Source organism: Gemmatimonas aurantiaca (genome assembly GCF_037190085.1).
GTDB classification, from domain to species: Bacteria; Gemmatimonadota; Gemmatimonadetes; order Gemmatimonadales; family Gemmatimonadaceae; genus Gemmatimonas; species Gemmatimonas aurantiaca_A.
This window is the reverse complement of the sequence record NZ_JBBCJO010000004.1, coordinates 327623-341616: the sequence shown is the minus strand read 5'-3', so window position 1 is coordinate 341616 and position 13994 is coordinate 327623. Positions and strand designations below refer to the sequence as shown.

The following is a 13994-nucleotide window of genomic DNA, read 5'->3' as shown; positions in this document are numbered from 1 at the left end:
CCCTCTCGCGCCGGCCGGGTCCCACAGTACGTTGCCGGTATGCTCGACTTGCCTCTTGCCTTCGATCTGCTCGTGGCGACCCTCGTGGGGCTGGCCGTCGGCGTCGAGCGGGAGTGGTCGGGGCACACTCAGGGGCCTGACGGTCGGTTCGGGGGTGCGCGCACGTTCGCCCTGCTCGGTGCGATCGGCGGGTTCGCAGGGTGGTTCCTGCGACTCGATCAGCACATCGTGGGGGCGTTCGGCGGGGTGGCGGCGGGTTCGCTGCTCATCGCCGGCGCGCTGGCGTTCGTGGTGGCGGCCTACGTGACCGCCATGCGACGTCCGGGCACGTCCACCGACAGCACCACCGAGGTCGTGGCCCTGCTGGTCGTGGCGCTCGGTGTCACCTCGGGGCTGGGTTTCCGGACCGCCGCCAGTGCCGCGGCTGCGGTGGTCGTGTTGCTGCTGGCCGAGAAATCGCAGCTCCAGCAGGCCCTGACGCGGGTGGCTCCCCATGAAATGCGCGCCGCGCTGCAGTTCGCGGTGCTCGCCCTGGTCATCCTGCCACTCATTCCCGGCGGCGCATTCGGTCCATACGACGCGTTCCAGCCCCGTCAGCTCTGGATCGTCGTCCTGATTTTTTCCGCGCTCAACTTCGCGGGCTACGTGGCGCGCCGGGTGATCGGCGAGACGCGAGGGTTGGCCGTGACGGGATTGCTCGGTGGACTGGTCTCGTCGACCGCGGTGACGCTGACGTTCAGCCGGCGCAGCCGCGATGACGCCGGTGAAACGCTGGCCCTTCCGCTCGCCCTCGGTGTGGTGGCGGCGTGCACGGTGCTGGTGCCGCGGGTGCTGATCATTTCCACCATGCTGCAGCCGGCCGTGGGCGTCGCGGCCACCCTCATACTCGGCCCGGCCCTGCTCACCGGCCTGATCCTGATCGGCTTCGTGCTCTGGCGGGAACGCGGCACCCGGGGGCGGTCGCAAGTGGGTCAGGCAGGGGTGGCGGCCGGCCTCGGGGAGAATCCGCTGGGGTTGTGGTCCTCCCTGCAGATGGCCGTGGCGTTTCAGCTCGTGCTGTTCGTGGTGGCCTGGGTGCAACGCGCAGCGGGGGAAACCGGCGTGCTCGCGTCGGCCACGCTGCTCGGACTCACCGATGTCGACGCGTTGACGGTGTCCATGGCACGCTACGGCGCCGACGACGCGCATGTGCGCATCGCTGCCGCGGCGATGGGCATCGGCGTATTGTCGAATACCATGCTCAAACTCGCGCTCGTGCTCATACTCGGGGCTCCGCGGTATCGGCGGCGTGCCGCTGCTGGTCGGGCGGCGTGGGCCGCCGCGGCCGGCTTCGGTGTCGCGCTCGGATGGCCGTGACGGTTCCCCTGCCGGACGCCGGCGGCCCGGGCGCGCGGGTGCATCGTCGCATCACGGCGCTCGGCGGTGTGACGCGGCGACTCGTCGAGCCGGTGGGTACCGGCGCACGTTTCGTCCTGGACACCATCCGCGCGATGAAGGACACGGCGCAGTGGGTGCCGGAGTTCTCCACGCATGCACGCACGCTGGGTGTGGAATCGTTGCCCATCGGCATGTTCATCGCGCTGTTCACCGGCATCGTGCTGGCCCTGCTGGCGAGTTACAGCGTGGGCGATCTGGTGCCACCCTACTTCGTGGGCACGCTGGTACAGAAGACCGTGGTGCTCGAACTCGCGCCGGTGCTCACCGGGCTGGCGCTCGCCGGGCGCGTGGGCGCCAACATCGCGGCGGAACTCGGGACGATGCGGGTGACCGAACAGATCGACGCCCTCGAAACACTGACGTTCGACCCGATGAGTCACCTCGTGGTGCCGCGGGTGCTCGCGTCGGCCGCGATGTTTCCCATCGTCGTGGGCACGGCGATGCTCGTCGGGGTACTCTCAGGGTGGGTCGCATCGCTCGCGCTGCTGGACATCACGACGCCCCAGTTCGTGAAAGGGGTGCGGCTCTTCTTCCAGACGTTCGATGTGCGCTACGGCCTCGTGAAGTCGGCGAGTTTCGGCGCGGCGGTGGCACTGATCGGATGCCGGGCGGGTCTCGACACGCAGGGTGGTGCCCAGGGCGTCGGACGCGGAGCCACCCGTGCGGTCGTCATCTCGGCCGTCATGATTCTGGTGCTCGATGCCTTCTGGGCACTCGTCTGGTTGACGGGGCGCACCCTGCGGTGATCGTGGTATTCATCGTTCGTCATCATTCGTCATCATTCGTTATCGCTTGTCATCGTTCGCTGATCGCCTGCTGATCGTTTGCTGATCGTTTTCCCCGGGTCTTCCATGCGTCTTCGTCTCCTGCTCTCATGACCACCACCCGACGGACCAGTGACTTCGTGGTCGGTCTCACCGTGCTCGTGGTGACGGTGCTGCTGGTGGCGGCCGTGCTGTGGGTGAAGCAGGCCGACCTCGGCAACCGCAAGCAGCAACTGGTGGTCCGCAGTCGTGAAGTGGGCGGGGTGGCCCTCGGCAACCCGGTCGTGATTCGTGGCGTGCGGTCGGGACGCGTGGAATCGGTCGCGTTGGGAGCGCCGGGCTGGGTGGTGATCACGCTCGGTCTCGACCGCGATGTGCAGCTCCCGCCCGATCCGGTGGTACTGCTCGCGGCCTCCAGTCTTTTCGGCGAATGGCAGGCGACGATCACCACCGCGGCCGGTGTGCCGCCCGATCGTGAGTTGCGCGCGGCCATCGCCGAGGCGCGCACGACGGGCGATACGCTGGCGGGCGCGGTGATGCCCGACATCGCACAACTCACCACGGTGGCGGGACGGCTGGCGGGGGACGTGGCCAAAGTTGCCGACCGGGTGCAGGTGGCGTTCGACGACGCGGCGGCGAAAGAACTGCGGGAATCGATCCGCAACTTCGCGCATCTCTCGACGGTGCTCGCGCGCACGATCGACATCCAGTCGAAGAATCTCGATCAGATCAGTGGCGACGTGCACGTCGGTCTCACGCGCATCAACGCCGCGGCCGATCGTCTCAACACGTTCTCCACGCGCATGGATTCGGCCACGAGCCGCGGCGAATTGCAGCAGATCGTCACTCATTCGCAGCAGGCCGCCCGGGAATTGCTCACGGCCACCACCAACCTGCGCGACATGACGGTGAAGCTCGATCGCACCGAAGCGCATCTGTCCACCGTGATCGCCCGTGCCGATTCCGTCTTCACCAAGGCCAACGGCACGACCGGCACGCTGGGCCTCATGATGAACGATCCGGGCCTGTACCGTCAGAGCGATTCGCTCGTGCGGGAACTGCGTGTGCTCGTGGAGGACGTCAAGAAGAACCCGCGTCGGTACATCAACATCCGCATCTTCTGACGCGGGACGGCGACGGCTGGCGGCCGGTACAGCGGCGTCAAGCGGCCGGTATTGGGTGATTCACTGGCCATGAGCGGCCGCCTGCGGCGGCGATACCTGCAGGATGAACTGCTGGATACCTGCAGGATATTTCCGTGAGTGGGACAGGCGATGTCGCGTTTCGGGCAGATAGGGGTTTAGGGATTGAACAACGGTGTGGCGCACACACGCCTGCGGGCGCCCGGCCAGCAGCCTGTGGCGCACACGATCCCATCGGCCGCCAGTGCTCAGACCTCTGATTTCGTTGTTGTCTGATTTCTCATCATTCTATCTCCATCTCAGTTCTGACCTGCTGATCTCTCACCTCTGACCCCGTCTGACAGTCTGCCTTCAGATGTCCGAGGCCGCGCCCCGGCTCTGGGGTACCGCCAGCACTCCACATCGCGCCGTCCGCAGCACGCGCGTGGCTACCGATCCGACCACCAGGCGTTCGAACAGGCTGTGGCGCTGCGTGCCCACGGCGACGAGATCGGCATGGGCCTGCTGCGCGAAGGCGATCAGGGCGGGGGCGGGATCGCCACGTACGGTGACGGTCTCCACGATGATGTCCTCGCGGGCATCGAGCGCCTGCCGCACCTGATCGAACAACGGCGGCAGGGTGCGTCCGTACTCGGCGTCCCAGGTCTGCCAGTCGGACGATGGATGCTCGAAGCGCGGCCGCACATGCACCAGGGTCAGACGTCCGCCGCCTGCGAGCATCTGCATGGCCATGCGGGCCGCCTGCACGCTGGCGGCACTGAAATCGAGGCCGACCACGGCATGCTGGGGCGTGACCGGAAAGTTCGTTCCCACCGCCAGCACTGGCACGCGCGATTCCCGCAACGTGGCCAGCGTCGTTTCGGTGCCGAACAGCCGGTCGAGTGGATTGTGCCGGCCGATTCCCATGACGATCAGCGACGCGTCCCGCAGGGCGGCTTCGCTGGCGAGCGTGCGGGCGGGGGATCCGGTGAGCACGGTGATCGGCCAGGTCGGATCTCCGGTATCCGCAATCGACACCGAGCGGCGGAGATCGGCCTGCATGGTCGACCGTCGCGCCTCGTCGAGCTCGGCGGGAATGGGCAGCACATCCATGCCGCCGGCCACACCGGTGATCGGCTCGCAGACACCCAGAATTTCGATGGACGTGCCGAACGTCGATGCGGCCAGCCGTGCCGCGCCGAAGAGCGCGTCGTGCGAAACGGCCGTCCCGTCGCTGGCCACCAACACCGGTCCCGGCCGCACGACGGCTGGGGCCTCGTGAAGGGCCGGCAGAGGATCGACTGGCGCAGACATGGGCGAATGGTCGCATGCCCTGTCCCCTGCCTCCATCGGGGAGTCCTGTTCGCCCCGTCAGGGAATCCCGCACATGGACATGCGCAGCGGGGTGTCTGACGCCTGGTGCAATCGACCTCATACCGAGGTCCGATATCCGGCGCTTTGCTAGAGGGCCCAGCGCAGCCCGCGGGCGATGCGATCGAGTAGGCGGTGGGTCAGCGTCCGACGGCGCCACAGCTCCGGCGTGATCTCGGTGCTGCCTTCGAGATCGTCCAGAAAACTCGCATCGAGTTCCCGTGCGAAGGTGTCGTCGAAGATGAGCACATTGCATTCGGCATTCAGCCAGAACGAGCGGAAATCGAGATTGGACGATCCCACCAGGCCCACGTGACTGTCCACGACCAGCGTCTTGGCGTGCAGCATGGCCCGGTCGTACTCGAAGATGCGCACGCCGGTGGACAGCAGTTTGTGATAGGCCCCGTGGGCCGCGTGGCGGACCAGCGGCACATCGGTCCGCACACCGGGCAGCAACAACCGCACGTCCACGCCACGCCGGGCGGCGGCGCCCAGCAACTCCAGCGCCCGCGTGGGGGGCGCGAAATACGGTGTGGTGATCCACAGGCGCTGACGGGCGGCCCCCGTCAGCGCGGAGAGCACCGTGAGCATCTCCCGCTGCCCGCGGCCCGGCCGGGGATCCATCACGATGACCGCGGGCGCGTCGGCGGTCACCGGTGGCGCGTCGCGGCGCACCCGACGTCCGCGCACCCGATCGCGATGATGACCGCGCTGCAGTTGCCAGCGGGATTGCCAGGCGCGGGGAGTCATCGTTCCCCGCCACCCGCGCGGAGGCTGCACGACGCCATCGGCCCAGCTCACGTACTCGAGTCCCGGCAGATCCGGTCCTCCGGCCCGGTCCCATCCTTCGGCAAACACCGCGGCCAGTTCCCGCACCACGGTGCCGCGCAGGGCGATGAATGTGTCGCGCCACGCGTCACGCCATCCTTCGCGATCCACGTGCCGGCGCCGCACCACGCTGGACCCGTACTCCTCGCCGATGTTCATGCCGCCCGTGAATCCCAGTCGACGATCCACGACGAGCAGCTTGCGGTGATCGCGCCGCAACGCTTCCAGGGGATGCAGCCACACGCGATGAAAGAGACGCACCTGCGCGCCTCCCTGCTCGAGTGACCGCCAGAACCCATCGGCGGTGGACATCGAGCCCACCGCATCGGCCAGCACGCACACCCGGAGACCCCGGCCGGCGGCGGCGATCAGCGCCTGGCGCACCGATTCCCCCAGCTGATCGTCGCGCAGGATGTACGTCTCCAGCAGCACTTCCTCCCGCGCGGATTCGATGGCATCGCGCATGCGCGCAAAAGCCTCTTCTCCATCGGGCAGCAGCGTCACGCTCGGACACAGATGCAGCGGTCCGCCGTCGATGCGCTGCACGAGCTCGCGAAAGCGCGGATCGCGGACGCCCCGTTCCATGCGACGGGCCACGCCCCAGGCGCGCCAGGCACGCAGCTCGCGCGGGATGATCGCATCCCGCACGCGGCGGTCGGACACTCAGCGGATCCGCTTGAGGATCATGCCCTTCGGCAACGACGTGGCGGCCTCGATGCCGTTGGCGATGTACACCGCCTCCGCCGACACCGTGCTGGGATACCGCTGCACGAACTGGGCGCCGGTCATGGCCTGATCGAGCGTCACGAGCTGCACACGGGCCGGCTGCTTGTTGAGCGCCGTGGCGTCGGTGAGCGCGCGGAAGGAACGCAAGGTCGCGTCCACTTCCGCGGCGCGCGCCGCCGGGGCGTTGGCGACCATCAGACCGAGCAGCATGTACGTCTGTCCGTTGTGCGCGACCGTGAGCGCGCGGCCCTGCAACGCGCCCTGCTGCGTGGTGGCGTCGAACGTGGCCGCGGCCGCAGTGAGTCCATTCACCGTGGTCTGTCCCGACTGCCGCACCGTGATGCCCTGCTGCTGCAGAAACGTCTGCAGGGCCTGCGCCGGGGTGCCGCTGGCGGGCAGCAACTGCAACTGCGCGCTGTTGTCCGCGCTCACCCCCACCACCGCTTCGGGCTGATTCGCGAACTTCCACCCCGTGGGGAAATCGAACTGGAAGCGCAGATCGGGGTGCAGGAAGCGCGTGCCTTCGAAATATCCGTGACGCGGGTTCTCGCCGAACACCATGCCGTCGAGCAATCGCAGATAGCTGTCGCGATTCACCTTGGTACCGATGAGCGCACCGGGGGCGAGTTCGGCCGCACGCGCCTCGGCCCGCACGGCCCGATTGCCGGGATCGGGGTGTGTGCTCTGCCACTCCGGGACGCGGCCGCCGCTGCCGCTGAGTCGTCCCAGGGTTTCGAACACCTTGGGCGCTTCCCGCACGTCGAATCCCTGGGCCAGGGAGTAGCGGAAGCCCAGCGCATCCGCCTGCAGTTCGTCGTCGCGGCCGAACTTGAGAAAGAGCAGCGACGCGCCGCCGCCGATCAGATCGCCGTACTTCGCCACCGTCGACGAAAAGATGCTCGCGCCCACCAGACCGATCTGCGCGAGCTGCTGCTGACTCATGGCCACCACCGAGTGTTTGGCGGTCACATGGCCGATCTCGTGCCCGATCACCTCCGCCAGCTCCGATTCGCTGTTGAGGTTGGTGAGCAGGCCACGCGTCACGAAGATGAAGCCGCCGGGATACGCAAACGCGTTCACCGCCGCGTCGTCGAGCACATGGAATTCCCAGGGAAGATTGGGACGCTCCGACTTGGCGGCCATGGCCGAGCCGAGGCGACGCACCATCGCCTGCACTTCGGTCTGCGGCACTTCGCCGACACGCTTGAGATCCGCCGCCGAGGCTTCCCGTCCCATCTGGATCTCCTGCGCCTCGGAGATGAGGGACAGCTCCCGACGGCCGGTGACCGGATTGGTGGCGCATCCGCTCAGGCCGATCACGACCGAAAGCAGCAACGCCACCGGCGCTGCCACGGGCGCCGCCGAGGTGACAGCCATCACGTGTCTGGTACGATAGGTCATAAGGGCTCCCCGGGCGACAGTGTGTATCACGCTTTCGTGACCCACAAACCATCGCGTCAAATGCGTGTGTCGCTTGATTCTACTCTACGCAGGCCGCACATTCGCCACTTACGCAAGTAGCCGTTCCACGCCGATACATGCCTCGACAGTGACGCATCCCACGGATGCGCGCCAGTCACGGGCCGGCTCCGTCCCTCACCGTGTCCTCAATGTTCATGCGCCCCCTGCGCATGCACCCCGGCGCCCTGCGCTCGGCGTGCATACCCGTTGCCTCGCTGTCCGTGTGGCTGCTCGCCGCCTGCGGCTCCGGCCCCACCCCCGCTCCCCGTCCCGCCGCTGGCGATTCGCGGGCCATGGCCAGTGAACAGAGCCGCGGCCTCGCGGCCCAGGGCACGGTTGGCGTGCCTCCGTTCGCGGCAAACGGGAACGACACCACCCTCACGCCGCTCGCCTTCGCACTCGCCGAGCTCGTCTCCACCGACCTGTCCCGCAGCGGACAGGTGCGGATCGTCGAGCGGGCGCGCCTGGGTGAAGTGCTCCGGGAGCTCGATCTGGCGGCCACCGGCCGCGTGGATTCGGCCACCGCGCCGCGGGTCGGGCATCTCGTGAGCGCCCAGCGCCTGGTATTCGGCTCCGTGGAATCGCTCACGGACGGCCGCACGCTCCGCCTCGGCGCCCGTATCGGCGACGTGGAACGGGCGACGGTGTCCAACGCGGTCGACGCCCGGGCCCCCCTGGCCGAGATCCTGGCCGCCGAAAAGGCGCTGGTGTTCCGGCTGTTCGAATCGCTGGGGGTCACGCTCACGCCGGCCGAGCGCGCAGCCATCGAAGCCCAGCCCACGAAGAACATCGGCGCGCTGCTGGCCTACGGGCGCGGCGTCCAGCGCTACTACCAGGGCGACTACCGGGGCGCCGCCGCGGAATTCAGCCGCGCCGCGCGTCTCGATCCGAGCTTCCGTGAGGCTCGCGCCATGCAGCAGCATGTCCGCTCCTATGGCGCCATGGGCACGGGCACGCCGGTCGCCATTCCGGGCATCCGGCCGCTCGACGGGGCCATTTCCAGCACCATCGACCGTCTGAACCGCCCGCTCGACCTCATCACCAACGTCTCGCGCACCGTCAGCTCCGCGCTCGATCCGACTTTCCCGGCATCGCAGGCGACCGTCATCATCACGATCACCCGTCCATGACCTCCATGCCTTCTCTCGCCACCGGGACCCGTTCACAGACGTGCCCGGAGACGCGGCCCCGGATGCGGTCACGGCGACGCACCGTCTCCCCCCTGGTGATGCCCGGGCTGGCCGCCGCGCTGACCCTTTCGCTTCCGTCCATCGCCACCGCGCAGGACCGGCTCATCGGCACCGGCGTGCTGGCGGTCGGCGGCACCGTCGATGCCATCCGTTTTGGCGGCGTGGGCTTCCAGCAGCCCGGCACCATGGGACGGGACTCGACTCGGCTCAAGCAGATCGAACAGTTCTCGGTGCCCGTTTCGCTCGCCCTGCCTCTCGGAACGGCCTGGACGGTGGACGTGCAGTCCGCGTTCACGTATCAGCGCCTGACCTACGCGCCCAAGCTGGGCGCCGGAGACACGGAGCAGACCTCCACGTTGTACGGCCCCACCGACGTGCGCATCCGCGCCACGGGACGGTTGTTCAATGATGCACTGGTCCTCACCGGCGGGGTGAACGCGCCCACCGGCCAGACCGAACTGGAAGCCAGCGCCCTCACGGTGCTGCGGGCCACGGCGGCACCGGCGCTGGGTCTCGGCGCGGCGCCCGTGGGTGCCGGCCCGAGTGGAACGGCCGGCCTCGTGCTCGCCAAGCAGGTGCTCGGCTGGGCCGTCGCGATCGGCGGATCGTACGAGATGCGCGGCAAGTACCAGCCCATCGCGGCCATCGCCGCCGGCGCCCCGTCCACCGACTTCCAGCCCGGCAACGTCATTCGCGGATCGGTGGGCCTCGACCGGCTGATCGGCGGCCATCGCTTCAGTGTCACCGGCGCGGTCGATCTCTACGACGATGACGAGCTGCGCAATCCGGCGCTGCCCGCATCGGCTCCCGCCGTCTCCACGATCCGCCTCGGCCCCATCTTCACCACCGACGCGCAGATCCAGTTCGCGGTGCCGCGCCTCCGGGAGTTCGTCCTCTGGGGCGTGAACCGGTTCCGCACCCGCTACGAACGCGATGGCGTGGAAGTCGCGGGCACCAGCGGCAACTACTTCGACGGCGGTCTGCGCACCAGCATCCCGATCTCCGCCACCACCGACATCCTCTTCACGGGTGACGGGCGGGTGCACACCGGTCTCGCGATCAATCAGGGTCTGGCCACGTCGGGCGTGATCAGCGGCGGCGGCACCATCGGCCTCGTCAAGCGGGCCGGTGCTCTCACGTTCCAGCCCTACCTGCGCGGTCAGGGCGGCCAACTGCGCCCCCGCATCGTCGGCACCGCTCCCCGCACGGCCTTTTACGGCGCCTCGGCGGGTCTCGTCATCGTGACTCGCTTCTAATCGCCCATGTCGATCATGCCTACCATGTTTTCGAGCGCGCCGCTTCGCGCCCTTCGCCATGCCGGGGACCGCATGCGCCGCGCGACCCGCTCGCTCGCCGTGTCGGCCCTCGCGGCCACCTCGCTGCTCGGCGCCTGCGCCGACAACGGCGTCGGTCCTTCGGGGCAGTCCGCCCAGCTCGTCCTCTCTGCGTCGTTCCAGACGACCGCCGGCTCCAACGAGGAAGTGCGGATCGCCACCAGCTACCTCCTGCAGAACGGCGGCTACAGTCCGTTGTCCACGCAGTCGATCCGGCTCACGGGCACGGCCCAGGCCGTGCCGGTCGGTGTGGATCTGGCCAGCTGTCTCGCCAACGGACAGCGCGGCGCGCTGCCCGGGACCTCCATCGGCGCCGACGAGTGCGTCGTGCTCATCGAGATCCAGTTGCTCATCGATGGGCTGCCCGTCGACCGTCAGTATGTCGGACCGCTGTCGCTGCGCCCCGGCGTGACGACCACGGTGCCCAGCACGATCCAGCTCAACGACGTGGCCGAGGTGCGGATCAGCGCCCCCGCGGAGAACGTCGTCGGGACCGGCCAGCCGCTGCGGCTGGAACTCGCGCGTCCGATGACGCTCAGCACGTTGGTTCTCGACCGCCAGCAGCGTCCGGTCACCGGTCGCGCCGCGACGTGGACGAGCAGCAATCCCAACGTGGCCTCGGTCAGCGCCGCGGGTGTCGTGACGGGTGTGGCGGTGGGCTCCACCCGGATCACCGCCGACGTGGGCGGCCGTATGAACTTCGTCGACGTGCGGGTCGTGCCGCCGCCGGCCGCACTCACGGTGGTCTCGGCCGGACAGAGCGGCACGGGCACGCTGACGTCGTCGCCGGCAGGTATCAGCTGCGTCATCAACGGCACGGGCGCGGCGGGCACCTGCGCGTACACCTTCCCCGGTGACGTGGACGTCGTCCTCACGGCCACGCCGGCCTCCGGTTCCGAGCTCATCGGCTGGTCGGGTGACTGCTCCGGTACGCAGGGCGCCGCCTGTACGGTGAGCATGAACCAGGCGCGCAACGTCGGCGTGGTGTTCCGCGCCCTCCGCACGCTCAACATCAGCGCGGCGGGCACGGGCTTTGGTACCGTCAATTCCGATCTGGGCGGCATCACCTGCTACGCCGCGCAGGGCGGCGTCAGCGGCACCTGCTCCAATGTCTTCTACGAAGGCACGGTGGTGACGCTCCAGGCGATTCCGAGCGGCCAGAGCACCTTCGGCGGCTGGACAGGCGATTGCGCCGGCGTCAACGCGCCCGTCTGTCAGCTCACGATGAACGCCGCACGTTCGGTCACGGCGCGTTTCGACGCCCCGGTGCCGATCTCGATCGCGGGCATCGGTCAGGGGTCCGGCACGGTCTCGTCCTCGCCGATCGGCATTGCCTGCACGCTGAACGGCGCGGCCGGTCTGGGTGCCTGCTCGGCCCTCTTCACCGAAGGCTCGACGATCACCCTCACGGCCACGGCCGCCAACCGCAACAGCTTCCGCGGCTGGAGCGGCTGCACGACCACGTCGGGTGCCACCTGCACGGTGCAGGTGACCAGCCCGGGCAAGGCGATCTCGGTGCAGTTCGATCCGCCGGCGGTGCTGACGGTCGTGCCGAGCGGCACGGGTGACGGCCAGGTGTTCGGCGGGACGGCCATTTCCTGCGCCCGCAGCAACGGTCAGACCTCGGGCACCTGCTCCAACACGCTGGCCAACGGGTCGAGCATCACCCTCACCGCCATCCCCGATTCGTACAGCACGTTCACCGGCTGGACGGGCGCCTGCTCCGGCAACGGGGCCTGTACGCTGACGATGGACCAGGCCAAGACGGTGGGCGCGGTGTTCACCCGCCGCCAGGTCGCGCTGACGCTCTCGCTCCAGGGCCCGGGCTTCGGCAGTGTCCGCGTGAACGACAACTACACCTGCACGTTGCAGGAAGGGGAGAGCGAGAAGGAGTGCCAGACGTTCGTCGACCTGAACCGCATGGTCACGCTCACGGCCCTGCCGGGAACGGAGCAGACCTTCGGCGCGTTCAGCGGCGCCTGTCTCTCGAGCTCGCAGTCGTGCACCTTCACCGCCAACAGTCCGGCGGTGGTGACCGCCACCTTCGGTACGCCGACCGTCACCCTCAACGTGACCGCGCCCAGTAACGCCACCGGGGCCGGTATGGTGTCCGCGTCGGGGATGGAGATCGACTGCTCGCTGGTGGGCGCCTCGTCGCCCGCACCGCAGGATTGCAAGGCGACAGCGTCGGTCGAGGATCTGCAGGGCACCCTGACGCTCCACGCCACACCGGACGGTGCGTCGACGTTCGGCGGATGGGGCGGCGCCTGTGCCTCGGCCGGCACCTCGCCCACCTGTGTCCTGACCAGCATCGAGGGCAACATCGAGGTCACCGCCTGGTTCGTGGCGGTGCCCACGGTGCAGGTCTCGGTCACACTCAACGGCCTGGGCATGGGCTCGTTGACCGCCTCCGGCAGTTCGTGGACCCGCACCTGCGAACGCTCCAGCGGTGGCAACGATCCCACCCACTGCACCTGGTTGATTCCGATCAACCAGTCGTTCGATATCTACGTGAGCGACGGGTATGGTTACTTCACCAGCACCTCGGGCCAGTTGTGCTACAACGTCAGCAGTTCCTGCTCCTATCCCTCGGGGATCAGCAGCGGCAATTCCGTCTCGGCGTGGTTCGACCCCTACTCACCGATCCGGCAGAAGAAGTGATCCGCCGGGTCGGATAGTGTTGGCGTAGTCACGACGAAGGGGCGCGATCCGAGTGGATCGCGCCCCTTTTTCATGCGGGGGCTTTCATGAGTGTCCTACCGCGCGTGTGCGGCGCGCCGGCGAGCGTCCGTGACCGGCGCCGTTGCTTGGTGCCGTTACTTGGTGCCGCTCTCCAACGACGCCAGCAACGTCTTCGCGCGCTGATTGTCGGGGTTGGCCTGGATCGATTCCTTGTACAGCGCCACCGCCTGCGTGTTGTTCTTCCGGTCCTGCTGCTCGAGCGCGCGACTGAGCAGCATCATCGACTTGAGCTGGTTCGGACCCTTCGCGCCCACGGCCTTGCCTTCCTCGAAGCCGCGCTGCACCGAGGGCAGTTTGAGGCCGGCATTCAGCTTGGTGCCCAACTGCCCGAGCAACTCGAGCATCCGGTCCGCCTTGCCGGTGACCGAGGTCGCGTACTCCAGTTCCGACGTCTCGGTGTTGATGGCCCGCACATCCATGCGCATGGTGTTCTTCGGATCGATCACGAAGCTGCCCATGAGCATGTGCAGCGCGCCGAGCGTCTTGCCGATCTTCGCCGCCGTCTCCTTCTCCACCCGGCCGCTGGCGCCGAGGTTCTGCTCCTCGAGTAGCGCCTGCAGGCGATCGCGCTCCACGACCCGGATGTTCTCGTTGCCCGAGAGCTCCGTGATGAGCATCTCCGCCAGTCCCTTGCTCAGCGGCGCGTATTCGGCGTTGTTGCCGATCGCCCCGTTCGTGAAGTACATGACGGCCACGGTGGGCTTGCCGGACGCGCCCTGGGCGCCGGCGGTTCCGGGAGCGGCAACGGCAGCCAGGGCGAGGGGACCGGCGAAGGCGGCCGCCAGGGTTCCAGCCCCCGTGAGCGTCACGGCCAGGGCCCGGCGGGTGCGGCGAACGAGCGAAGCGGCAGACATGCGGGTATTCTCCCAAGGATAAGTTTCGGGGAGAACATACCGCCGAACCCTGCATTCGTTCAGTGCCACCACCGGTCTGCCGGTGTCACGCCCCTGGCGAGACCTGTGGCACAACCCGTTTCCGCCGTTCTTCCGTCCCGCTGGGGCTGCCATGGCCCGCGGGTTC

10 protein-coding genes are annotated in these 13994 nt (G+C 68.4%); 6 read left to right on the top strand and 4 right to left on the bottom strand.

The window, feature by feature from the left end:
• Positions 1-39 precede the first annotated feature (39 nt).
• The 3 genes from WG208_RS05615 to WG208_RS05605 all read left to right on the top strand — a co-directional run bounded on the left by WG208_RS05615 (position 40) and on the right by WG208_RS05605 (position 3325).
• Entirely contained in the window at positions 40-1356 is a 1317-nt protein-coding gene (locus tag WG208_RS05615; protein WP_337170356.1) for an MgtC/SapB family protein, read from the top strand.
• The gene (locus tag WG208_RS05610; protein ID WP_337170355.1) at positions 1353-2183 is read left to right on the top strand and encodes an ABC transporter permease; all 831 of its coding nucleotides are present in this window, start codon (positions 1353-1355) and stop codon (positions 2181-2183) included. The genes WG208_RS05615 and WG208_RS05610 overlap by 4 nt, the downstream gene beginning before the upstream one ends.
• A gap of 128 nt (positions 2184-2311) precedes the next feature.
• Positions 2312-3325 (top strand): MlaD family protein, encoded by a 1014-nt coding sequence (locus tag WG208_RS05605; RefSeq protein WP_337170354.1) that lies wholly within the window; start codon positions 2312-2314, stop codon positions 3323-3325.
• A gap of 369 nt (positions 3326-3694) precedes the next feature.
• On the opposite strand, the gene WG208_RS05600 is transcribed toward WG208_RS05605, so the two are convergent.
• The 3 genes from WG208_RS05600 to WG208_RS05590 all read right to left on the bottom strand — a co-directional run bounded on the left by WG208_RS05600 (position 3695) and on the right by WG208_RS05590 (position 7648).
• Complete coding sequence (locus WG208_RS05600; protein ID WP_337170353.1) at positions 3695-4636, bottom strand: universal stress protein; 942 nt, start codon at positions 4634-4636, stop codon at positions 3695-3697.
• 147 nt (positions 4637-4783) lie between these two features.
• Positions 4784-6184: a phospholipase D-like domain-containing protein gene (locus WG208_RS05595; protein ID WP_337170352.1), complete on the bottom strand. Its 1401-nt coding sequence runs from the start codon at positions 6182-6184 to the stop codon at positions 4784-4786.
• The gene (locus tag WG208_RS05590) at positions 6185-7648 is read right to left on the bottom strand and encodes a M48 family metalloprotease (RefSeq protein WP_337170351.1); all 1464 of its coding nucleotides are present in this window, start codon (positions 7646-7648) and stop codon (positions 6185-6187) included.
• A 209-nt stretch (positions 7649-7857) separates the two neighbouring features.
• Here WG208_RS05590 and WG208_RS05585 point away from each other — a divergent pair, with 209 nt between their 5' ends.
• From WG208_RS05585 to WG208_RS05575, 3 genes are all read left to right on the top strand, one after another.
• Positions 7858-8838 carry a CsgG/HfaB family protein gene (locus tag WG208_RS05585; RefSeq protein WP_337170350.1) on the top strand — a complete coding sequence of 327 codons (981 nt, stop codon included), beginning with the start codon at positions 7858-7860 and terminating at the stop codon, positions 8836-8838.
• 62 nt (positions 8839-8900) lie between these two features.
• A complete protein-coding gene (locus tag WG208_RS05580; RefSeq protein WP_337170349.1) occupies positions 8901-10154 on the top strand; it encodes a hypothetical protein in 1254 nt (417 codons plus the stop codon).
• Positions 10155-10160: 6 nt separating this feature from the next.
• Positions 10161-12893 (top strand): Ig-like domain-containing protein, encoded by a 2733-nt coding sequence (locus WG208_RS05575; protein ID WP_337170348.1) that lies wholly within the window; start codon positions 10161-10163, stop codon positions 12891-12893.
• Between the two features lie 155 nt (positions 12894-13048).
• Here WG208_RS05575 and WG208_RS05570 read toward each other — a convergent pair whose 3' ends face one another.
• The gene (locus tag WG208_RS05570) at positions 13049-13828 is read right to left on the bottom strand and encodes a CsgG/HfaB family protein (protein ID WP_337170347.1); all 780 of its coding nucleotides are present in this window, start codon (positions 13826-13828) and stop codon (positions 13049-13051) included.
• Between the last annotated feature and the right edge of the window lie 166 nt (positions 13829-13994).

Coding starts and splice junctions, on each gene's coding strand:
- WG208_RS05615 (WP_337170356.1), top strand. CDS start 40: ATGCTCGACTTGCCTCTTGCCTTCGATCTGCTCGTGGCGACCCTCGTG.
- WG208_RS05605 (WP_337170354.1), top strand. CDS start 2,312: ATGACCACCACCCGACGGACCAGTGACTTCGTGGTCGGTCTCACCGTG.
- WG208_RS05600 (WP_337170353.1), bottom strand. CDS start 4,636: ATGTCTGCGCCAGTCGATCCTCTGCCGGCCCTTCACGAGGCCCCAGCC.
- WG208_RS05590 (WP_337170351.1), bottom strand. CDS start 7,648: ATGACCTATCGTACCAGACACGTGATGGCTGTCACCTCGGCGGCGCCC.
- WG208_RS05585 (WP_337170350.1), top strand. CDS start 7,858: ATGTTCATGCGCCCCCTGCGCATGCACCCCGGCGCCCTGCGCTCGGCG.
- WG208_RS05580 (WP_337170349.1), top strand. CDS start 8,901: ATGCGGTCACGGCGACGCACCGTCTCCCCCCTGGTGATGCCCGGGCTG.
- WG208_RS05575 (WP_337170348.1), top strand. CDS start 10,161: ATGTCGATCATGCCTACCATGTTTTCGAGCGCGCCGCTTCGCGCCCTT.
- WG208_RS05570 (WP_337170347.1), bottom strand. CDS start 13,828: ATGTCTGCCGCTTCGCTCGTTCGCCGCACCCGCCGGGCCCTGGCCGTG.